Origin of the sequence: Bacillus sp. FJAT-14266 (genome assembly GCF_001719225.1) — a bacterium.
Lineage (GTDB): Bacteria > Bacillota > Bacilli > Bacillales > Bacillaceae > Bacillus > Bacillus subtilis.
The window spans coordinates 1,682,993-1,703,417 of record NZ_CP017072.1 but is presented as its reverse complement, the minus strand read 5'-3'; the positions used below and the strand labels follow the sequence as shown (position 1 = coordinate 1,703,417).

Here is a 20,425-nt window from a genome sequence, read left to right as displayed (position 1 = left end):
GTGTGTCCTTACTATATATCGTTCATAGTAATAAGTACGTTATAAGATACTACGTAAATCTTAACAATTTATGAAAGCTGATGCTCGCCACAAATTTGTCACATTTTCTAAAAAAAATGATGACTCTTCATAAATTGTTAAGATTCGGTCTTTATATTTATCCATTGTAAGGCTCAAGTTTTTCAGATCCGCACTACACATTGCCGTGATAAATGGGAAAGGAGTATTGATATGATTGTACAAAAAGAAGGACGCGGGCAACCGGTGAGTCTGCGGGAACGGGTTCATTTTCTGGACATCGTACGAGGATTTGCCTTGCTTGGCATTATTATTGTCAATTATTTTCTGATCGTAGATTCAGTAAAGGGATTCGAAATGGCCTCCGATGACGTACTGCATAAGCTGGTTTCCTGGTTTGCCGAAGGGAAATTCGTTACGTTATTCTCCTTCCTGTTCGGAGTCGGGTTTATGATCTTTATGGATCGAGCCGCGCAGAAGGTAGAGAGTCCCAACAAGCTGTTTGCCCGCAGGTTATCTATCCTGTTGGGATTTGGCATTTTTCACATCACATTTGTTTGGGTCGGTGACATATTGGCCTTTTACGCCGTAAGTGGCTTCCTGTTACTCGCCTTCTATAAACGCACGGCCAAAACGGTGCTTAGATGGATTATCGCACTTATCGTGTTTCAATTCCTGACTCCTGTTTTCACAATGTTGTACAATGTCATCAATACTGCAGGGTCAAAAAACCCGAATTTTTCAGAGTTTACTTTGTTTAGCCACAGCAGCCTTACCTACATGGAATCCATCAGCACTCGGTGGACAGATATGGTCACGATGGCTGCCGGCTCTTTCTCTATGATCTATTCCATGTTTCTCATGTTTCTGCTGGGCGTGTACTTTGTTAAGATGGAATTTTTCAAAGACATGGAAGCGAAAAAGCCTATATGGAAGCGTATCTGGATCATTAGCACAATCGCTTTTCTAATAACACAAAGCAGTATATTACTAGACATGTTTAATCTTTCTGAGAATATGCTGTGGAAGGACATTTCCTCTGTCTTGGGTCAAAATGGCGGCTTAACCGGAAGTATGTTTTATATGAGCACTTTTGCAATGCTGTTTCTATACGTTCCTCAGCTGCGAGGCCCTATGATGATATTCACCAAAGTCGGACGGATGTCATTGACCTGTTATCTGCTTCACTCTATCATTGGAACAGTTCTGTTCCTCAGGTACGGATTCGGGCTTGCGGATCATATTCAATCCGCCGGCACGTTCATGTTCAGTCTGGCCGTGTACTTCGTTCTTATGAGCTTTAGTACATTGTGGTTGAAACGGTTTAGGTACGGTCCGATGGAATTAGTATGGCGCAAGCTGACGTACGGCAAAGTAAACGGGAGTCCCAAAGCAACTCCGCTGCATTCGGAAAAATCTATTCAGAAATAACCCCCTTGCACAGATTGCATGACTTCAAATTAGTGTTGTTGAATGAAGCGGGCATTAAACGGACAGATTTGATATATGGACTAGTTATTTTTATATCATTTAGGCTTCTTTGGGCTAATAAATCCACCAGAGTTTACTCAATGTGCATTGCTCATGATCGAATCTAAATTGAATCTTTTACGCATGTTCATAGTCAAAGGCGCCTCATTCGACTATTTTTGTAACTTTTCGCAGGAAAAATTCGAGAATGATGACAAATCCCGCATACGACACTTAATACGGTAGTGAACAATAGTAAATTAGGGTTACATGCAGCTTGTTTTCCAATGAAACAAAGAAAAAGAATCATACAAAAAGACAGGAGAAAGTTTTTGAAGTATTTTAACGCCAAATTTACCGCGGAAGAAAGAGCGATGGAATCACTTTTTTGTGAAAAGGCCTCGCAGAGCAGCTCGAATGTTTTACTGAACGACTGAACTCTATATTTTAGCAACTGAGGGAGTGAACAATCATGAAAACTAAAAATGAACCAAAAGTTATTCTGGAACTAGCAAAGGAATCTGATCTGCCAGAATTCCAAAAAAAATTACAAGAAGCCTTTGCGATCGCCGTGATTGAAACGTTCGGTGATTGCGAAGATGGGCCGATTCCATCGGACAATGATGTTCAGGAGTCTTTCAATGCTCCCGGAGCAGTGGTATATCATATTCTTCAGGATGGTAAGAATGTCGGTGGTGCAGTAGTACGTATCAACAGCCAAACAAATCATAATTCGCTAAATTTATTCTATGTATCTCCAGAATATCACAGCCAAGGGATTGGTCTTTCTGCTTGGAAAGCCATTGAAGCACAGTATCCGGATACTGTGCTTTGGGAAACCGTGACACCTTATTTCGAAAAGCGAAATATCAACTTCTATGTGAATAAGTGTGGATTTCATATCGTAGAGTTCTACAATGAACATCACTCTGATCCGCATATGCATCGCAATGGACGTGAAGATGACAAGCCCCTACTGAATGATGATGACTTTTTCAGATTTGTAAAGATTATGAAAAAAAAGGACTAAACAATTGAACACGGCGAGATGCCGCAGAGAGTTGCTGGTAACTTTTTTATATTTCATTATCAGAGGAAGGTAATAATGATGTTTAAAAGGTGTTTTGATCCCTGTCTCATAAACAGGGGTCAAAACACCTTTGAATCATCGGTTTCTTTTCTGACATATACCACGCCCACTAGTCCCTCAACATAGTAAAAACATATCATGAGTTACAAAAGCTTTTATTCAAAGCATATGTTTATTTTATTTATACTTATTTTCATCATTTTTCAGAATTCTGGACACCAATCGGGTACCTATTAGAGGCCAAGGAACTCTACATTTCATTAAGAAATACGTACTCATTGCCCTGCTTTAATTAATTTTAAGCCCTCGCACTATGCCCCCCCTGAATTAAGTATTTGATGTAACTTTGAAATTAAGTTTATGAAAATCTGTCACAAACCCTTATTTCATAACACATCATTTGTTTCAGCTTCCCTCGCGAATACCGGATTAATGCTCGGCTTTAAGATAGTCAACCAATCTCTCCGCACTGTTCTTAACATCTTCTTTTGAAAGATGAAGTGTCCCATATTGTGTAAACGCAGGAAGAAAACGCATTCCTATATAGTTAGCAGTGACTTGAAACGGTCTGATAAGCTCGCTGATCGTGATATTATATTCTCCGCCTGCTTGATAATCAGATTCCTGTGCGCCTAAGGAGATAGCTAAGAGTAGTTCTTTTCCATGCAATTTAGTTCCTCCAGTTCCATAAGCCCAGCCATGTGTTAACACATCATCTTCCCATTGTTTGAGTAACGCGGGACTGCTGTACCAATACATTGGGAACTGAAAAACGATACGCTCATGATCTAACAGGAGCTGCTGCTCTTTTTCTACATCAATGATAAAATTAGGGTATTCACCGTACAGGTCATGAACCGTAATGTCTTTCTCTTGCTTTAAACGATTCATCCAGGTTTTGTTGACAACAGACGTTTCCAAATTAGGATGTATAACGATAACTAATGTTTTCATTAGACTGATTATCCTTTCTTTGCCAATTAGTTATTATTTTTTACGATAATGAATTGATTCTAATTTTAAAATAGCAACTTTATTTACACCTATTTTATCCTTTTTCATGAATTCAGGGCAACTAATTGGGCACCAAAATCAATGATGACTTAAGACATTGTTTTGTAGAAATCCGATATAACAGAATAATCCATTATTTAGAAAATTTCCACCTTTTCCCTCAATCCTTACCAATTTAAACTCATTAAGGAGATACTTTATCACCAACTTTAAATAATAATGGAATAAGTGCTAATAAAATAATTCCTACAACCAACGTAGATATTATTAACTCCTTCCATACAATCAAATTCTTTAAAAACATTTGATAAATAACTAATGAGTTTACTGGAATGTTAAGCAATAAGCCCGTAAGAAGTCCAGGTGCATACTTTTTCATTACAACAGTTGCGATAAGATGTGGAAAAATAGCGTTGATAACCATAGAACCTAGAAAGCCAATGAAAATCCATTTTGCAATATCTGATTCTGGCATATATAAAAAACCAAATGCAGATAAATAAGCCAACATAGTTATAACAATGACAGCAAAATGAAATTCATTTGAAGTTACTGGCTTTTGAAACTTTGAAGATTGTTGTGACCACTCAGGTAACCAAATAGCTTCCTCAATATTATGAAGTGTAATAGCAAAACAAAAAAATGCTACGAAATAAACCACCTATCATTTCCTCCTCGGTGCCACAACCAATATGGTTTGGCAACATTATATTACATTTGAGGCTGATTGGATATGGTGTTAAAAGAGAGAAGAATCTGCCTTAGTAGTTGCTTCTTAATTATATGTGCAATAACGTGTTGTTACGTGGCATGTCATATTCAAATATAATAACTCTAAAGCAAACAAAGATACCTATATAGTTTGGCATCCTCTTTTTTAGTTCGAGTCCCTCTATTTATTTTGGGCACAAAATAGACATAATTTATATTGACTCATTATACCCATCACATACCATACCCCTTAAACCAATCAGGATTAAAATGTTTTAAAAAAGGTGATCAAAGATTAAGTTATGGTCTCTTTTATTTTATGAATGCTGTCTTAATGCAAAACAACACTGGACACCACTAAGTCAAATGCATTTCATGGTACTATAGTCAAGACTTGTCCAAGTCACCATTATCAAAATGAATTTCATCAAACACTTGAAACATTTATTGAACGCGGCCAAGTGTCATAACATTAATAAGAAACCAACGAGTGATGAATCTTTTAATCTTTCATTTTACCCGCTGGCTCATATCAAAGGAGCTCTAACCAAATTTTAATAGCTGTCGCACCTATTAATTGCGCTAAAACCCATTGCAGGAATTTTGTATTTACTTTTTGCCCAACTGATGCGCCAATAGGAGAAGCAATTAAACTAGCCATAATAAGAACCAGGGCTGGTACAAAAAGAACCTGGTCCGTAATTACTTTTCCAACTGTTGCGCCAATAGATGAAAGAAATGTAATCGCAAGAGATGAAGCGACTGTGATTCTAACAGGAATATTTAAAATCGATAACATAATGGGGACTAGGATAAAGGCGCCGCCAGCTCCTAAAATACCTGATACGCCACCAATGATAAACGCTAGGGACGAAGCCAACCATTTATTAAATATCACTTCTTTATCTTCTTCGCTATGTTCTTGTCCTTTTTGTCCTTTTTTAGGTATAAATATTAAAATAACTGCTATAATAGCCAGAATTCCGTATATAAAGTTAATTCCTTTTTCAGATATATAATGAGAAAAGTAACTCCCCAATACACTCCCTAAAAGGATGCTGCTTCCCATGTAAATAATTAATGCTTTATTTAGAAGACCACTCTTACGATAAGCCCAAACACCGCCGAGTGTCGCAAAAAAAACTTGAATAGCCCCTATCCCTGAAACTTCATGGGCAGTTAATGACATCACTCCCACTAAAGAAGGAATGTACAATAGCATTGGATAATTAATAACTGCTCCGCCAATACCAATCATCCCGGAAATAAAGGCACCAATAAACCCTATAATGAAAAGAGTTGTGATAAAGGCAATATCCATTTTGGTTTCCTCCTTTCAAAGGAAAAGGGTATCTTTTTATTCGATACCCTTTCACATTATTAGCCTTTTTTAATCCAGAATTTCAATACATCACCTTCATCAGTTTGCTCTAAAAGGTCATGCCCGCCTGATTTAGACCAAGCTGCAAGATCACTTTTAGCTCCCTTATCTGTTGCATGCACTTCTAATATTTGACCTGATTCCAGTTCATTCATCGCTTTTTTTGTCCTGACGATTGGCATTGGGCATGCCAGGCCTTTTGCGTCTAATACTTTATCTGATTTCATGTTCATCTCTCCTCTTTTTAATAGAAACTTGTGTTACCGTATTGCACAGCGGTTTGGGCCAATCTCCATTTCACGCTGTTTTTCTTCATCTGGGCTGATTTTCCCCATGTTTGTTTCTCGAATCTCTTGGTATGCATTTGGTTGCGGAGGCAAATGATCTGTTACTAGGTGTCTAAATTCTGTTTCATCCGCAATGTTCAAACCATGGTTCTCGCTAAATAATGTACTTAGTTTTTTACCAACACTTCCATCCTCATTTAGCTCGTCAATGATCATAAAGTGTGCCGGTAATACAATTAAATCCTTTGATAACGCTTTGTAACGGCTATAAAGCGTTTTTCTTAAATCTCCTACCCAATCTTCTGCCATACCGGCTAAGTCTGGTCTGCCGATTGAATCAATAAACAAAATATCACCTGAAAGAAGATACAGATCATCGACAATGAAAGAAGTGGACCCAATCGTGTGCCCCGGAGAATAAATCGGGTGAATTTTAATCGTTGTATTTCCAATGATCATGTCGTTTCCTTCTTCCAACGGCTGATAATCGAATACCACTTCTTCAGCATCTTTAGGCGGTAACCAGTAGGTTGCTTTTGTTTTTTCAGCAATGACTCTGCCGCCTGAAATATGGTCCGCGTGAAGATGTGTATCAAATACGTGAGTAATCGTTGCACCCTTCTCCTTCGCAAAATCCATAAAGAAATCTACCATACGTGTCGCATCAATAATTGCTGCTTCACCATTGGAAATGACCATGTATGACAGGCAGCCTTTACCGATTCGAACAAACTGATACATCTCACCGCCATCTTTTAAATCCCCGACTTTTACCGGCTCTAAATGTTCGCCCCATGCTTTCATTCCACCCTTAAGATAGGATACAGAATGACCTGCTTCAGATAGCATTTCGGATACCATGACGGATGAACCTTCTTTTGCACAAACGACCAGCACTTCTTTATCAGAAGGAATTTTCTCCAATATATCTTCTACGCCATCTAAAAGATCAAAATAAGGAACATTCAAATGGTCAAAGTCATGCCCTTCTATCTTCCAATCACTAAAATCATTTTCATTACGCACATCCAAAATAAATAAAGGTTCTTTGTTAAAGATTTTTTTTGTCACTTCTTTTGGGGTCATTGCCTTTACGGTCATGTTTCAATACCTCCTATATCAAATCTTTTAGCGGGACTAAAATGTTAAGGATACATCAGCATCTTTAGTAAAATCTAAAAAGGTAACAGCCCCGCCTACTTCGATTCCTTCCATAAAATCATCTTTTGTTAAACCCATAACGTCCATCGTTATTTGACAATCAAATCATGCAACTCCCATTTCAATCAGTTAAGAATAGAAGGCACATTTGCGTTCCTACAACCTTCTGCGACATGCTCTTTTCCTTGTCGCAATATTACAGACTTTATAAGCATCAAACAGACCGCCATTTGCCGCAATAATCGCTACTCTTGTACTCATCTGTTCATCATGCTTTTTATTTATTCGGTTTTACCTGTCCACTCCCGCATACCGGGGACAACATTAATAACTTTTTTAAAACCTTGTTTTTTCATGGTGTGGGCCGCCATTTCACTTCTTCTTCCCGAATGGCAGATAATATAAATTTCATCATTTTTGTTTAATTCATTAGAGCGCTTTTCCACTTCACCAAGAGGGATATGCACAACTCCAGGAATATGAGCTTTTTCATACTCCTCTATCTCTCGTACATCTAAAATGTTAAGAGACTCGTCACTATCCACTTTCTGTTTGAAAGCTTCTAATGAAATCTCAGGAATTGAAGATGCATTTTCTGATGAATGCTCTCCTCCTTTTCGAAGAAAATGACGAAGTATTTCTCCCTCTGCTTCAGTACCTAGATATTCATGGCCTGTACTTTTTGCCCATGCTTCCAGATCTGCTGTGGAACCTTTATCTGTTGCTTGAATTTCCAATACTTCACCAGCTTTTAAATCCTTCATTCTCTTCTTCGTTTTTACGATAGGCATTGGACACGCCAAACCTTTAGCGTCTAGTACAATAGTTGCTTTCATCATTTTTTTCCTCCTTTTCTCATATAGGGGTGGGGGTATATAAATATACAAAAAGTTTCTCACTAGAAGTTAATACCATGTATTCATGCCCCTTTTATATTTGTGATCTTTTTAAATCCTTGTTTCTTCAATATTTTTACTTCCCTTTAAACTTCTCCTTCCGCTTAGCAATGAGTAAATGAGTAACATTAGATAAATAAGTTGACACTGCCTTCCTCAGCATCAGCCAAATAGGCTGCTACACCAGCATAGTCAATATCATCTAATAGTTCTTTTTCCTGTAAACCAAGAAGATCCATTGTCATCGTACAAGCTACGAGCTTTACCCCCTGTTCTTGAGCCATCTCAATCAACTGAGGTAAAGTAAGTACATTATGCTTTTTCATCACATTTTTAATCATTTTAGGGCCCATACCTGCAAAGTTCATTTTAGATAAACCCATCTTATCAGCACCACGAGGCATCATCTTTCCAAACATTTTTTCAAGAAATCCTTTTTTCATTGGAATCAGCTCTTCTTTACGTAAAGCGTTTAATCCCCAAAAAGTATGGAAGATCGTCACTTCATGATCGTAGGCAGCTGCACCATTTGCAATAATATAGGCTGCCATTGCTTTATCATAATCCCCGCTAAATAAAACAATTGTTGTGCGTTTTGTTTGTTCTGTCATGTTTATTCTCCTAACTAATTACCCCCTCGGGTATATTAAAGTCAAAAAATTTTTTCGAAAGATCTGCTTTTATTCAACTCTTTAAATACCATAGGGGGTATAATATAACGCATATAAAAATTCGTCAACCTTAGGTTGATGAATTTTTATCGGCTCTTTACCAATAAGTCGACTGCTTCTTTTACTAAATTTTGTGTGTCTTCGCCTTTTTCTAAACTTTCACGAACACAATGTTCAAGGTTTGTGCTCACAATTAAACCCATCGCTCGATCGATCGCATTACGGGAAGCTGCTAATTGGGTCACAACCTCTCTACAATCTTTTCCTTGTTCCATCATAGTCAATACACCTTTAATTTGTCCTTCAATCCGTCGTAAGCGGTTTTTAATCTTTTGATCATACTCCATATATCAATGAAATCCTTTCTTTCATTTATTTTTACATTTACATGCTGCCAGTTCATAACTGTTTACATGGATACCTTTGCGCTTTAGAAAACGCACTCCTAAATTTAATTCCACCCGGTCACGAGCTATTATGTGTATTTTATCACGTGGAATCTCTAAATAAAAACGTTTTAGATACGCATATGGGATGTTTAAAATAATATTATCCGAAAAATTGGGTACATCGTTATAATGGCGAATATCTAATATTGTGATGTCCATAGCCTTTAATTTATCTTTATGGATACAAGAGATTCCGGTTATAGGATAATAACGTCTATACGTTGCAATGATAATCACAAAAATAAGCAGGAATGCAATAACTAAATAATTGATACTACTTACACCACCTTATTAACTCTTTGTTATTCACAAAACAATAATATACCCCCATAGGTATATAGTCAAGTGTGAAAGTTACTTTCTTTGAGCTGATAGATTCATTTCGATATCCGCGGATTGAAAAAATACTTACATTCGATAATGCCAATTCTGCTAAAAGGAACTCGAATAAAGCAATAAGCCGATTTAATTTTAAATCGGCTTTATTTATCAATTACTTAAAATTAGCACAAGACACGCTGCTTGGATATTAAATGGGGTTTCATTAGCATGGTACTGGTTCCCCATGTTTCATGCTGAATGTGACTTTAATTATTCTAGAATTCTGCAGAATATCTGTGCTAATCTTCCGCAGCCACTGCATCTGCTTTGGTTTCATGAACTGTACCAAATGGATGGTTAGGAGGAGCATAAATGGAGTAAAGTTTTAATGGCGTATTTCCTGTATTAATTACGTTGTGCCAAGTGCCGGCAGGGACAACCATGGCAGAATCATCATATACATTTCTTTGAAAGTTCAAATGATCTTTACTCTTTCCCATTTTGACGATCCCACGCCCCTGCTCAATCCGTAAGAACTGGTCAACGTTAGGATGGATTTCCAAACCAATGTCTTCTCCAATACCAAGACTCATCAAAGTCACTTGAAAATGCTTTCCTGTCCATAAAGCAGTACGGAACGTATTGTTTTGTTTTGTGGCTCTATTGATATTTACAACAAATGGTTTTGGTCCATAATCCTTCAAAAGAAGGTTTCTATCTTCATATGAAGAGCGCAAATCGGCACCTCTGTGTACGTTCTCCATCTCATTTGGAATAGTCCAATAAACAGATCTTCCGTCATTATACATCGGCACAGTCACATAATAATAACATTGAGGCGAAAAAGGGTTATAGTACATTTTTTGATCCCCGCAATTATAAATTTTTGTGATAGTATCCTATGCATTTATTAAGGGAGTGTGCTAAATCAAGAAAACTCATATTAAACACAAAAATGAATGTTCGATCACCGTTTGATTCATGGATGAATAATTTATCACCGACCTTGTAATCGTTTTCTGGATGTTGAATTTCACTAGCCTTTGTTAACAAGACATCGAATGACACCTTTATATGATGGATTATCAAAGGTCAACGATCCTAAATGGCTTTTGAACATTTACATAGCACAACAACAGAGTATACGGAATTCTGTTGTTTGTCCCCCCTGTCCCAGCTCTTTTAGATTTATCTCTTTGGATGCGCCTTGATGGCCAGCTTTTCAGCAGCGTAGTATTTAGCGCCTCCTGAATCGTTATAGCATATTTCAACGCCGATAGACTTGCGGTTCCCAGTGCCGTTTGTACCGTCCCTGTATGTGGGCTCGTTTTTAGTAAACCAGTTTATATTCTTTTTGGGCACACAACAGAAACAATTTTTCCATATGAAAATCTCGTAATCTTACACCTCTTTAACTTGAAGGAGGATTTTGGCATATGTATTTTCATACCCGTCAACTACCATCTCATCCAGCATATATTCCTCATATGCATTTTCCCCTATTTGCATTCCATTTCTTTCAATGAACTCAATGATTCTCCGGTATGCCTCTTCAGTATTTCCGCCTATTTCATATCCAACTGCATACAGGCCTTTTGGTCGTACATGATAATTTATGTTCTCTGCCCCATCTTTTACTTTTATATAAAAGTAACTGTAATTGTAGAAGTCTTTTTCTAAGATTTGTTCCCGTGCAAAGATTCCGCCTATCGGATATCCTTCATCTAATTCATATTGCTGAACTTCATGAATGAGTTCTGAAATGGCTGCCACATATTTTCGTTCCGGTAAGTTTAATGTTTTTCGGCTTAACATGAATGTTTCTTCATTTAAATATTCAAAAGAAATTGAGGAAAAATCAGTCTCAAGTGCTTGTTCTGTAAGCGTCACTTTTGTTTGTAAGATCGTTTGCAACTGCTTAAGCTCATTTATTTTTTTATCAATCTCAATAGACTTTTCTTTTAGAACATGCAGGATCTTGTCTGGTGTTTTTCCTTTTATTAGACACTTTATTTCTTTTAATGGAACCCCAAGCTCTTTAAATAGACTGATGACTTGAAAAATCTCAAATTGATGATAGGAATAATATCTATACCCATTTTCTTTTTTTATTTCCGGCGAGAAAAGACCAATCTCATCATAATGAAATAAGGTTTGTTTTTTTACACGGCAGAGCTTCGAAAACTCCCCTGTTGTGAAATACTTCTTAACATCTTCGCTCATAAAAACCTCCTTGACTATACGGTAACCATATACCTTATGATTTGATTGTACTTGAAAAAAGCTTCAAGCGAAAAGGATAGGTAAAAAGGGTTCAATTGAGTAAAAGGGGAATTCAGATGAAAAAATCAATAAATGAGCAAAAAACGATATTCATTATACTATTAAGCAACATCTTCGTAGCATTTCTTGGTATCGGTTTAATCATTCCAGTTATGCCTTCTTTTATGAAAATCATGCATTTATCCGGCAGCACAATGGGTTATCTTGTTGCGGCTTTTGCCATTTCTCAGTTAATTACTTCACCTTTTGCAGGTAGGTGGGTTGACCGTTTCGGGAGAAAAAAAATAATTATTCTCGGGCTGCTTATATTCAGTTTATCTGAGTTGATTTTCGGATTAGGGACCCATGTTTCAATATTTTATTTCTCGAGGATATTGGGTGGTATAAGTGCGGCTTTTATCATGCCCGCGGTAACAGCATATATAGCTGATATTACAACCCTAAAGGAAAGGTCAAAGGCTATGGGGTATGTTTCTGCTGCAATTAGCACAGGCTTTATTATTGGACCTGGTGCGGGAGGATTTATTGCCGGCTTTGGTATCCGCATGCCGTTTTTCTTCGCCTCCGCCATCGCATTAATAGCAGCTGTCACTTCCGTTTTTATACTAAAAGAGTCATTGTCAATAGAAGAACGCCATCAACTCTCATCTCATACAAAGGAATCAAATTTCATTAAAGACTTGAAGAGATCCATTCATCCTGTTTATTTCATTGCATTTATTATCGTCTTTGTAATGGCTTTTGGTTTATCAGCTTATGAAACGGTATTCAGCTTGTTTTCTGATCATAAATTTGGCTTTACACCAAAAGATATCGCAACCATTATTACGATTAGTTCCATTGTTGCGGTAGTTATTCAAGTTTTACTATTCGGGAAATTGGTCAACAAACTTGGAGAGAAAAGAATGATTCAGCTGTGCTTAATAACCGGTGCGATCTTGGCTTTCGTGTCTACTGTTATGTCAGGATTTTTAACTGTTTTGCTTGTAACTTGTTTTATTTTTCTGGCGTTCGATTTGCTACGTCCGGCCTTAACCGCTCATTTATCCAATATGGCCGGTAACCAGCAGGGTTTCATAGCAGGCATGAACTCCACATACACCAGCCTGGGAAATATATTTGGACCTGCTCTAGGCGGTATACTATTTGATCTTAACATTCATTATCCTTTCCTTTTTGCAGGTTTCGTTATGATTGTCGGCCTTGGTCTTACAATGGTTTGGAAAGAAAAAAAGAATGATGCTGCAGCTTTGAATTAATTCATTTTCTATAAAGTCAAGTCATTTGGATGCAGGGAATGCCCCTGGTTAGGCACAATAAGAAAAGGTACTTAATTTGATAGGCTACATGTTGCTTGACGTGAATATAGTTTAAGCTGAGTTTTAGCAATATCAGGATACCGGGATAAGAAAAAAGGAGAATGTAGTATGAGTATAAAAATAAAAGGAGTAACTGATGATAATCGTGCTGCAATTCTTGATCTACATGTCAGCCAGAATCAATTATCATATATTGAATCTACAAAAATATGTTTAGAGGATGCAAACGAATGTCACTATTATAAACCTGTCGGGCTTTACTATGAAGGAGATCTAGTCGGTTTTGCAATGTATGGATTGTTTCCCGAGTATGATGAAGATAATAAAAACGGACGAGTCTGGCTTGACCGATTTTTTATTGACGAACGCTATCAGGGAAAAGGATTAGGGAAGAAAATGCTTAAAGCCCTCATTCAGCACCTTGCTGAGCTATATAAATGCAAAAGAATTTATTTAAGTATATTTGAAAATAATATTCATGCTATACGCCTTTATCAAAGGTTTGGTTTTCAATTTAATGGTGAACTCGACTTTAATGGTGAGAAGGTAATGGTAAAAGAGCTATAGATATCCAGGCCTCCTTTTTTGCTGAGAAACGTTTGAACTTCGATAATGATTACCTACTTAAACTGCAAGATCATTGTTTAAAAAAGCCTGGATGAAAATTTCATCTCAGGCTTTATGCATCTTATTAGTCAAAATCTCATGTGTTTTATCCAGATGTTATTCTTTTTTCCGGACAATTTCTAAATAATTAATATGCCGGCCAACTGTTTTGTGCACTTTAAAAATATACCCATCGGCTTCTATAACGGACCCAACTGCAGCGTCTATTTGTTGAGTCATAAACCAGCCGCCTATTGTATCCACTTCGTCACTTGCTAACGTCGTTCCCAATAAATCATTTACATCTTCAATGAGCACTTTCGAATCTAAGATATAGTGATTATCATTTACTTTTCTAATATTAGGCACTTCATCTTTATCAAATTCATCTCTGATTTCCCCGACAATTTCTTCAAGAATATCTTCAGCAGTGACTAAACCTGAAGTGCCGCCATATTCATCCACAAGAATAGCGATATGTGTTCGCTCTTTTTGCATTTTTACCAATAAATCATGAATTGGAACGGATTCAATAACATGGATAACAGGGTTGATATGATTTTCTAACTTGAAATCCTCTTTTATCTTCTGGTCTGTGTCAATATAAGCTGACAAAAATTCTTTAGCATTGATAAAACCAATGATTGAATCTTTATCTCCATTTAGGACTGGGTACCTTGTATAGCTCTCTGTCTTAATGGTCTTAACAATAGTTTCATAAGAATCCTCACTAGAAATCGCTACGATCTCTCTTCTCGGAATCATAATTTCTTTGGCGATTCTTTCATCAAATTCAAAAATATTATTTACATATTTCAACTCATTTTGATTGATTTCACCGCTCTTATAGCTTTCAGACAGTAAGATGCGCAGTTCTTCTTCAGAATGAGCAAGTTCATGTTCTGATGCAGGTTTCAAACCGAAGAGTCCTACTATAAACCGGGCTGAACCATTTAAAAACCATATAAAAGGGAACAGGATGCGGTAAAACCAAATAATTGGCTTTGCAGTCAAAAGAGTGATGGTTTCCGCTTTTTGGATAGCGAGTGTTTTAGGAGCAAGCTCTCCAACTACAACGTGCAAAAAAGTCGCCATCACAAAAGCAATCACTAAGATCAATACATGTGAGACTGTTTCACTTACATGAAAATGAGCAAATAAGGGGTGCAAAATCACTTCAAAAGTCGATTCTCCGACCCAGCCAATTCCCAACGCTGTAACCGTGATCCCTAATTGACAAGCTGACAAATATTCGTCCAAATGAGTAATGACCTTTTTGGCTGATATGGCACCTTTTTTTTCCTCTAATATGAGTTGGTCAATTTTTGATGACCTGATCTTTACTATCGCAAATTCAGTCGCAACAAAAAATGCTGTTAAGACAATTAAAAGAGTAAAGATTATAAGGTTAATGGTTGTCAATGATTTGCCTTACCTAGTAAGGCGTACACCTCCGATGTAAATATTTATTGAATAAACAAAAAACAGTATATATAACATTATAAGTTCAAAAGAACCTAAAATCAACTCTGAATGATGTAAATAATCATCTTTTTCCGTATGGAGAGTGGTTCCCATAGTCTTCAACTAACGATTAGTGACGTTTTAAGGCTTAAAATAGAAAGCAAAATAAAAACACACCTGAATTTTCTGGTGTGTTTCAATAATATCCAACCGTCTTGATTTATTTAATGTCTTTATTAAGGTTTTCTTTTAAAATTTGAATCAATTCCGCCTGTTGCTTTATATTTTTGCGGCCATTTCTATTAATTGCAGCAAGTTCACAGACAATTCCAGCTGAAATGAAAAACAATAAACCTTCAAACATTTTAAATCCCCCACCGTCTAAGTGATAGTCAAATTTGTTTTTTCTTTTTGTAATACCTGCTTATAATCTTCCTTACGCTGATATATGTTATTTAAAATGAGTCCAATAATGACAAACAGTGTTCCTACTATATCAAATGCAGTTATGTTATATCCTTTGATCACCATGATTAACAATGTAGTAATGGGGACAAAGTTAATAAATAAAATCCCATTAATGGATGATAGGATTTTAATGCCATAGTTCCAACTAAGGAGGGCTATGATACCTGGTAAAGTAATCATAAATAAAAAATCATACTTAATTGCTGCAATCACTTTAATACTCGGTACCGACACGTAACCTTGCGCGGTAAGTATAGCTGTCATGATTCCTGTTATAGCTGTGCCGAATAAACATGTCAAAGTTGAATAACGAAGTGTGGACCACTCTCGGAATATCTGTCCCCCCATTGTGTAGACAACCCACCCTAAAACACCAATGAATATAAAGAGTATCGAGAATAGATGATCCCCTAATGAAAAAAAGAAACTTATATTACCTTTGGTTATGACCATCGAAGCCCCCAAAAAGGCAATCAATATACTGATCATTGTGTATTTTTTAGGTTTCACATGTTTATATCCCCATAGAATAACAATTGAAAGCATCGGCATGAGTGCCTCGGCAATGGATGCTGTCATAATTCCAGACTTCCCCATCAACCTTTGACCTAAAAAAATAAGAACATTGTATACAGTAAACGCCATCACCCCAAATAAAATGATCCATTTTGCTTTACCCTCTAAATAAAATGATTTTTTTCCTTCTCTCACCAATAATAAAATCACTAACATAATCGTTACCACACCGTAGCGAATAAATGAAAAATAAAACGGATCAACAAATTCTAATGCATGATCTGCAACTGGAAACATCGCGCCCCAAGACATACTTGCTACTAAACATGTAAGGGCACCAATGAATAATTGACCTTTTTTCATTGAATTCCCCCCCTTTTCTTTAAAATTACAATGAGAATTATAAAAAGAAGTAAGCATCAAGTAAAATGAACAAAAGTGATGAAAAACATCATTGATAATGATACTTTAATGAAGGGGGGATCTTCATGGAACTGCGAGACTTACAAATTTTCAAATGCGTAGCCCATCACAAGAGTATTACCGGTGCTGCAAAAGAGTTAAATTATGTACAATCTAATGTAACTGCGCGGATTAAGCAATTAGAGAATGAACTCAAAACACCTCTTTTCAATCGCCATAAAAAAGGGGTTTCACTAAGCCCAGAGGGCCGAAAAATGATTGAATACGTTAACAAAATTTTGAAAGATGTTGAAGAACTGGAGCAAGTCTTTCTAGATACTGATATACCGTCTGGAATATTAAAAATCGGTACAGTGGAAACAGTGAGGATACTGCCGACCATCATAGCTTCCTATTATAAAAAGTATCCTAATGTGGATTTATCATTGCAGGCTGGTCTAACAGAGGAACTTATTAAAAAGGTCATGAATCACGAATTAGACGGAGCTTTTATTTCAGGCCCTTTGAAACATTCTATCCTGGAACAGTATGATGTTTATACTGAAAAACTTACTCTTGTAACCAGTAACAAAACGTTTAATATAGAGGATCTTTCAACGACTCCGATTCTTGTTTTTAATCAGGGGTGCGGGTATCGGTCTAGGCTTGAACAATGGCTCAAAGATGAAGGTGTGCACCCAAACAGAATGATGGAATTTAACATCCTGGAGACAATCTTAAATAGTGTTGCACTTGGACTCGGTATAACAGTGGTACCGGAATCTGCTGTTATGCATCTAGCTGCACAAGGTAAGGTTTATTGTCACCCATTGCCTGAGAAAGATAGCTGTATCTCAACAATCTTTATACGCCATAAAGATGCGTACCTGACAAATTCAATGCGCAGCCTCCTTAAGACCATTGTTGAACATAAAAATATGAGTATGGCTTAAAGTGCTTTTTCTCTTTCTATGTTAACTTCTTAAATAAAAGAGAAAGCGCATCTCCACTTCGCTACCCTTATTCACGCAAAAAATAGAGCAGTAAACATGTGAGTTACTGCTCTGCTTCGTTTATTCACCGTTCATTTGTTTTACAATGTATTCAGCATCATTTCCTACGCCTTGAAGCAACGCTGAACCTCGCTTATGCTGCCAAGGCAAACCTATAAAGTACAATCCTTCTACAGGTGAAACACCTCTATGATGTATGATTCGACCTTCTTGATCCAAAACACCTTTTATATTTATCCAACATAAGGGATTCTTGAAACCAGTAGCCCAAATAATATTGTTTACTTCTAATGTAGATGAATCTTTAAAAATGATTTCATTTTGCTTTGCGGCAATGACTCTTTTTTTTAAGATGATCTCCTTCTGTTTTATTGCATGTTTTAATTCATGCCCAAATACTGGATCACCTTTCTTTTGAATGAATTTGCCTACTATTGATGTATGACTTGCATGTAAAACTCCTAGTTTATCAAACCACCAAAAGATGCTTCTTTTTCCGATCATTAAAGGGAAATAAACTAGTTTATTACTACAGGCTAAATATGTAACTCTTTCTTTGGATAATTCAACAGCTATTTGAGCACCACTATTCCCACCACCAACTACTAGTACATTTCCATATGCCAATTGTTTTGAATTCTTATATTGTGATGAGTGTAGTTGATTAATATTATCGGATAAATCCTTTGATATTGATGGAATATTAGGGGTATGAAAAGGCCCTGTAGCAATGACAAGATTCTTCGTTTGATATTCTTCCCGATTTGTTTTTATTAAGAAATAATTCTTTATTTTTAGGACACTTATTACTTCTGTCCGTAATTGGATTGGAATTTCAAATTTTTTAACATACTTCTTTAGATAAGCAACAATTTCATTTTTTGAAGGAAATCCATGTTTTTCTCCTTCAAGATGCATTCCAGGCAAAGAGCTATACATTCGAGAAGTAAATAAAACTAATGAGTCATACCGATCTTTCCAGCTCTCCCCCACCTCATGACTTTTATCCAAAATGATAAACTTTTGATCGGACTGCTTAAGATAATATCCTATTGAGATCCCTGCTTGACCAGCCCCGATTACTATAGTGTCGTACACATTATCACCCCGCCAATTTCAAATTGTCAGTAGACAGAATTTGCAAAATGCTAGTTGATCTCCTCACTATAAAGTTAGATAAAAAATTTAATGGTGATGGTGGTTACGCGGCTTCTCCATTTTGGGCTGACAAAGGATCGCATTGTCGTGATTATGCGCTTCGGTTTCCATTTGAATGGTTACGTGCGTAATGCCTTTATGCTCAAGTTCATGTTCAATTTTGCGTAATATATTTTCACTTTCTGAAATGGTCAGTTGATCGTCCACAACTGCATGGCAAGAAAGAGCATTCAATCCGCTTGTGATAGACCATATGTGTAAATCATGAATGTTTTGAATTCCCTCTGTCCCTTCAATTGTACGAATGATATCAGAGACATCGATATTTTCTGGAGTTCCTTCCATTAAGATGTGAATGGAATCTTTAGTCACATTGTAACCGCTTCTTAGAACAAGAATAGCCACAATGATACTAGCCAATGGATCTGCCCAGCCCCATCCAAAGAAGATGATAAGTATGGCAGCTAAAATGGCACCTACAGAGCCGAGCATATCGCTTATTACATGTAAATAAGCTCCTCTTATATTCAGATTATTCTTTGTATCTCCGCCACTCATCATAATCCAAGCGACCAATAGATTCACAACTAACCCGATGATACTAATTGTAAGCATGCCGGTTGCTGCTACTTTTGGTGGATTAGAGAAGCGTTCGATTGCTTCATAAATGATATAAAGAGAAATAAGAATTAAGGCAGCACCGTTTATCACAGCTGCAAGAATCTCAAATCGTTTATAGCCGAATGTCTTATTGTGATTTGCCTTTTTTTCAGCTAATGTAAAAGCAATCAGGGCAACCATTAATGAAATTGAATCACTCAGCATATGGCCTGCATCAGATAAAAGCGCCAGACTATTTGTTAAAAATCCACCTATAGCTTCTATTATCATATAACCTGTAATCATGATAAAAGAGATCAATAAAACCTTTTTATTTGCTCCTTCATTATGATTGTGACTATGATTGTGACCCATAAAAAACTCCTCCTTAACTAAAGTTTTTAATACATATGTATTTATTATTTCAAATCTGTTATGAAGCATTCTAACATGATGCAAATAATATTTATATATGAGCATGTGTTCATATATAAATATATCTGCTCTTTACTGAAATGTCAAAATATTTTTTATAGAAATCAACAATACCTCCTTAATTATTCTTTTATAAACATAAAAAAGCGGAGCAAACACATGGTTTGCTCCGCTACCCTAGTTTCTCTATCCTTTTCTTCAATCAAGCATTTGAGGGTAGTATTCAACTACAATTTACCTGTTAAAAATTGGGCCTCACCAAGTCCAAAACTCCAGTCAGCATTATCATTTTCAACAATAGATACAATTAAATCAGTTGATGCGATACCACACTCAGATTCCAGTCTTTCAGCTAACAGCCTGTAAAATTTTTGTTTCTTCTCTTCCGGTCGGGATTTACTTGTAACTGAAAGAACAACAAGATTTTTAGTTCGGTTAAATCCTAACCCAGTATCCTCAATAATCATATGATTTTCTGGATGTTCATGAACAATTTGATAACGGTCTTGTTGAGGCACATCAAAAGCCTCTACTACAACATTGTGAGCGACATCTAAAAGTTTTTTCAAACTTGATTGATCTCGCCCTTCTATTAAGTCAAAACGAAGTAATGGCATAAAATCCCCTCTTTCTACTGTCAGATATTTCTAATCATCTGCTACATAATGTGCTCATTTTTATTCTTACTACAT

23 protein-coding genes and 3 pseudogenes are annotated in these 20,425 nt (G+C 36.5%); 6 read left to right on the top strand and 20 right to left on the bottom strand.

Features of this window, described 5'->3' with window-relative positions:
* Positions 1–231: 231 nt before the first annotated feature.
* The 3 genes from BGM23_RS08795 to BGM23_RS08785 all read left to right on the top strand — a co-directional run bounded on the left by BGM23_RS08795 (position 232) and on the right by BGM23_RS08785 (position 2,518).
* Positions 232–1,449, top strand: a complete 1,218-nt coding sequence (locus BGM23_RS08795) for a DUF418 domain-containing protein (protein WP_015251643.1) — start codon at positions 232–234, stop codon at positions 1,447–1,449.
* Entirely contained in the window at positions 1,368–1,616 is a 249-nt protein-coding gene (locus tag BGM23_RS21830; RefSeq protein ID WP_119123070.1) for a hypothetical protein, read from the top strand. The genes BGM23_RS08795 and BGM23_RS21830 overlap by 82 nt, the downstream gene beginning before the upstream one ends.
* Positions 1,617–1,960: 344 nt before the next feature.
* Positions 1,961–2,518, top strand: coding sequence for a GNAT family N-acetyltransferase (locus BGM23_RS08785; RefSeq protein ID WP_015251641.1), 558 nt, complete (start codon positions 1,961–1,963; stop codon positions 2,516–2,518).
* A 489-nt stretch (positions 2,519–3,007) separates the two neighbouring features.
* On the opposite strand, the gene BGM23_RS08780 is transcribed toward BGM23_RS08785, so the two are convergent.
* The 14 genes and pseudogenes from BGM23_RS08780 to bltR form a co-directional block, all read right to left on the bottom strand.
* A complete protein-coding gene (locus BGM23_RS08780) occupies positions 3,008–3,532 on the bottom strand; it encodes an NAD(P)H-dependent oxidoreductase (protein ID WP_003246192.1) in 525 nt (174 codons plus the stop codon).
* A 244-nt stretch (positions 3,533–3,776) separates the two neighbouring features.
* Positions 3,777–4,253, bottom strand: a complete 477-nt coding sequence (locus tag BGM23_RS08775; protein WP_004398792.1) for an HXXEE domain-containing protein — start codon at positions 4,251–4,253, stop codon at positions 3,777–3,779.
* Between the two features lie 582 nt (positions 4,254–4,835).
* Complete coding sequence (locus BGM23_RS08770) at positions 4,836–5,624, bottom strand: sulfite exporter TauE/SafE family protein (RefSeq protein WP_015251639.1); 789 nt, start codon at positions 5,622–5,624, stop codon at positions 4,836–4,838.
* 59 nt (positions 5,625–5,683) lie between these two features.
* Positions 5,684–5,911, bottom strand: a complete 228-nt coding sequence (locus tag BGM23_RS08765) for a sulfurtransferase TusA family protein (protein WP_012116896.1) — start codon at positions 5,909–5,911, stop codon at positions 5,684–5,686.
* Between the two features lie 33 nt (positions 5,912–5,944).
* A pseudogene (locus BGM23_RS08760) lies at positions 5,945–7,079 on the bottom strand (MBL fold metallo-hydrolase).
* A gap of 29 nt (positions 7,080–7,108) precedes the next feature.
* Positions 7,109–7,393, bottom strand: a pseudogene (locus tag BGM23_RS21825) (DsrE/DsrF/DrsH-like family protein).
* Between the two features lie 20 nt (positions 7,394–7,413).
* Positions 7,414–7,971 carry a sulfurtransferase TusA family protein gene (locus BGM23_RS08750; RefSeq protein WP_041520477.1) on the bottom strand — a complete coding sequence of 186 codons (558 nt, stop codon included), beginning with the start codon at positions 7,969–7,971 and terminating at the stop codon, positions 7,414–7,416.
* Between the two features lie 185 nt (positions 7,972–8,156).
* Positions 8,157–8,639, bottom strand: a complete 483-nt coding sequence (locus BGM23_RS08745; RefSeq protein WP_015714353.1) for a DsrE/DsrF/DrsH-like family protein — start codon at positions 8,637–8,639, stop codon at positions 8,157–8,159.
* A 146-nt stretch (positions 8,640–8,785) separates the two neighbouring features.
* Positions 8,786–9,046, bottom strand: a complete 261-nt coding sequence (locus BGM23_RS08740) for a metal-sensitive transcriptional regulator (RefSeq protein WP_003237170.1) — start codon at positions 9,044–9,046, stop codon at positions 8,786–8,788.
* A 21-nt stretch (positions 9,047–9,067) separates the two neighbouring features.
* Positions 9,068–9,385 (bottom strand): hypothetical protein, encoded by a 318-nt coding sequence (locus BGM23_RS22115; protein WP_015714354.1) that lies wholly within the window; start codon positions 9,383–9,385, stop codon positions 9,068–9,070.
* Between the two features lie 383 nt (positions 9,386–9,768).
* Positions 9,769–10,329 (bottom strand): cupin domain-containing protein, encoded by a 561-nt coding sequence (locus BGM23_RS08735; protein WP_046663781.1) that lies wholly within the window; start codon positions 10,327–10,329, stop codon positions 9,769–9,771.
* A gap of 225 nt (positions 10,330–10,554) precedes the next feature.
* Entirely contained in the window at positions 10,555–10,698 is a 144-nt protein-coding gene (locus BGM23_RS08725; RefSeq protein WP_032729138.1) for a hypothetical protein, read from the bottom strand.
* Positions 10,676–10,780: pseudogene (locus tag BGM23_RS21820) on the bottom strand (N-acetylmuramoyl-L-alanine amidase); the annotation flags it as partial. The gene BGM23_RS08725 and the pseudogene BGM23_RS21820, both read right to left, overlap by 23 nt.
* 90 nt (positions 10,781–10,870) lie before the next feature.
* Entirely contained in the window at positions 10,871–11,692 is an 822-nt protein-coding gene (gene bltR, locus BGM23_RS08720; protein ID WP_014480349.1) for a multidrug efflux transcriptional regulator BltR, read from the bottom strand.
* Between the two features lie 116 nt (positions 11,693–11,808).
* Here bltR and blt point away from each other — a divergent pair, with 116 nt between their 5' ends.
* Both blt and bltD read left to right on the top strand, forming a co-directional pair.
* Complete coding sequence (gene blt / locus BGM23_RS08715; protein ID WP_046663790.1) at positions 11,809–13,011, top strand: multidrug efflux MFS transporter Blt; 1,203 nt, start codon at positions 11,809–11,811, stop codon at positions 13,009–13,011.
* A 168-nt stretch (positions 13,012–13,179) separates the two neighbouring features.
* The gene (bltD, locus tag BGM23_RS08710; protein ID WP_015714357.1) at positions 13,180–13,638 is read left to right on the top strand and encodes a spermine/spermidine acetyltransferase; all 459 of its coding nucleotides are present in this window, start codon (positions 13,180–13,182) and stop codon (positions 13,636–13,638) included.
* Between the two features lie 156 nt (positions 13,639–13,794).
* Here bltD and BGM23_RS08705 read toward each other — a convergent pair whose 3' ends face one another.
* From BGM23_RS08705 to BGM23_RS08695, 3 genes are all read right to left on the bottom strand, one after another.
* Entirely contained in the window at positions 13,795–15,099 is a 1,305-nt protein-coding gene (locus BGM23_RS08705; protein ID WP_046663792.1) for a hemolysin family protein, read from the bottom strand.
* 262 nt (positions 15,100–15,361) lie between these two features.
* Positions 15,362–15,505, bottom strand: a complete 144-nt coding sequence (locus BGM23_RS08700) for a YrzO family protein (protein WP_014477437.1) — start codon at positions 15,503–15,505, stop codon at positions 15,362–15,364.
* Between the two features lie 17 nt (positions 15,506–15,522).
* Positions 15,523–16,488, bottom strand: coding sequence for a DMT family transporter (locus tag BGM23_RS08695; protein WP_015714359.1), 966 nt, complete (start codon positions 16,486–16,488; stop codon positions 15,523–15,525).
* A gap of 125 nt (positions 16,489–16,613) precedes the next feature.
* On the opposite strand from BGM23_RS08695, the gene czcR reads away from it, so the two are divergent.
* Entirely contained in the window at positions 16,614–17,480 is an 867-nt protein-coding gene (czcR, locus tag BGM23_RS08690; protein ID WP_046663794.1) for a LysR family transcriptional regulator CzcR, read from the top strand.
* Between the two features lie 120 nt (positions 17,481–17,600).
* On the opposite strand, the gene BGM23_RS08685 is transcribed toward czcR, so the two are convergent.
* The 3 genes from BGM23_RS08685 to BGM23_RS08675 all read right to left on the bottom strand — a co-directional run bounded on the left by BGM23_RS08685 (position 17,601) and on the right by BGM23_RS08675 (position 20,350).
* Positions 17,601–18,638 (bottom strand): flavin-containing monooxygenase, encoded by a 1,038-nt coding sequence (locus BGM23_RS08685; protein WP_029727176.1) that lies wholly within the window; start codon positions 18,636–18,638, stop codon positions 17,601–17,603.
* Between the two features lie 87 nt (positions 18,639–18,725).
* Complete coding sequence (gene czcD / locus BGM23_RS08680; protein WP_029727175.1) at positions 18,726–19,673, bottom strand: CDF family zinc transporter CzcD; 948 nt, start codon at positions 19,671–19,673, stop codon at positions 18,726–18,728.
* A gap of 287 nt (positions 19,674–19,960) precedes the next feature.
* Positions 19,961–20,350 (bottom strand): tautomerase family protein, encoded by a 390-nt coding sequence (locus BGM23_RS08675; RefSeq protein ID WP_004398711.1) that lies wholly within the window; start codon positions 20,348–20,350, stop codon positions 19,961–19,963.
* Positions 20,351–20,425 lie beyond the last annotated feature (75 nt).

Bases quoted from the DNA above. Each gene is read 5' to 3' on its own strand.
- czcD (WP_029727175.1), bottom strand. From the start codon at position 19,673: ATGGGTCACAATCATAGTCACAATCATAATGAAGGAGCAAATAAAAAG.
- BGM23_RS08780 (WP_003246192.1), bottom strand. From the start codon at position 3,532: ATGAAAACATTAGTTATCGTTATACATCCTAATTTGGAAACGTCTGTT.
- BGM23_RS08750 (WP_041520477.1), bottom strand. From the start codon at position 7,971: ATGATGAAAGCAACTATTGTACTAGACGCTAAAGGTTTGGCGTGTCCA.
- BGM23_RS08745 (WP_015714353.1), bottom strand. From the start codon at position 8,639: ATGACAGAACAAACAAAACGCACAACAATTGTTTTATTTAGCGGGGAT.
- BGM23_RS08735 (WP_046663781.1), bottom strand. From the start codon at position 10,329: ATGTACTATAACCCTTTTTCGCCTCAATGTTATTATTATGTGACTGTG.
- BGM23_RS21830 (WP_119123070.1), top strand. From the start codon at position 1,368: ATGGCGCAAGCTGACGTACGGCAAAGTAAACGGGAGTCCCAAAGCAAC.
- BGM23_RS08695 (WP_015714359.1), bottom strand. From the start codon at position 16,488: ATGAAAAAAGGTCAATTATTCATTGGTGCCCTTACATGTTTAGTAGCA.
- BGM23_RS08675 (WP_004398711.1), bottom strand. From the start codon at position 20,350: ATGCCATTACTTCGTTTTGACTTAATAGAAGGGCGAGATCAATCAAGT.
- BGM23_RS08785 (WP_015251641.1), top strand. From the start codon at position 1,961: ATGAAAACTAAAAATGAACCAAAAGTTATTCTGGAACTAGCAAAGGAA.
- blt (WP_046663790.1), top strand. From the start codon at position 11,809: ATGAAAAAATCAATAAATGAGCAAAAAACGATATTCATTATACTATTA.
- bltD (WP_015714357.1), top strand. From the start codon at position 13,180: ATGAGTATAAAAATAAAAGGAGTAACTGATGATAATCGTGCTGCAATT.
- BGM23_RS08765 (WP_012116896.1), bottom strand. From the start codon at position 5,911: ATGAAATCAGATAAAGTATTAGACGCAAAAGGCCTGGCATGCCCAATG.
- czcR (WP_046663794.1), top strand. From the start codon at position 16,614: ATGGAACTGCGAGACTTACAAATTTTCAAATGCGTAGCCCATCACAAG.
- BGM23_RS08700 (WP_014477437.1), bottom strand. From the start codon at position 15,505: ATGTTTGAAGGTTTATTGTTTTTCATTTCAGCTGGAATTGTCTGTGAA.
- BGM23_RS08795 (WP_015251643.1), top strand. From the start codon at position 232: ATGATTGTACAAAAAGAAGGACGCGGGCAACCGGTGAGTCTGCGGGAA.
- BGM23_RS08770 (WP_015251639.1), bottom strand. From the start codon at position 5,624: ATGGATATTGCCTTTATCACAACTCTTTTCATTATAGGGTTTATTGGT.
- BGM23_RS08740 (WP_003237170.1), bottom strand. From the start codon at position 9,046: ATGGAGTATGATCAAAAGATTAAAAACCGCTTACGACGGATTGAAGGA.
- bltR (WP_014480349.1), bottom strand. From the start codon at position 11,692: ATGAGCGAAGATGTTAAGAAGTATTTCACAACAGGGGAGTTTTCGAAG.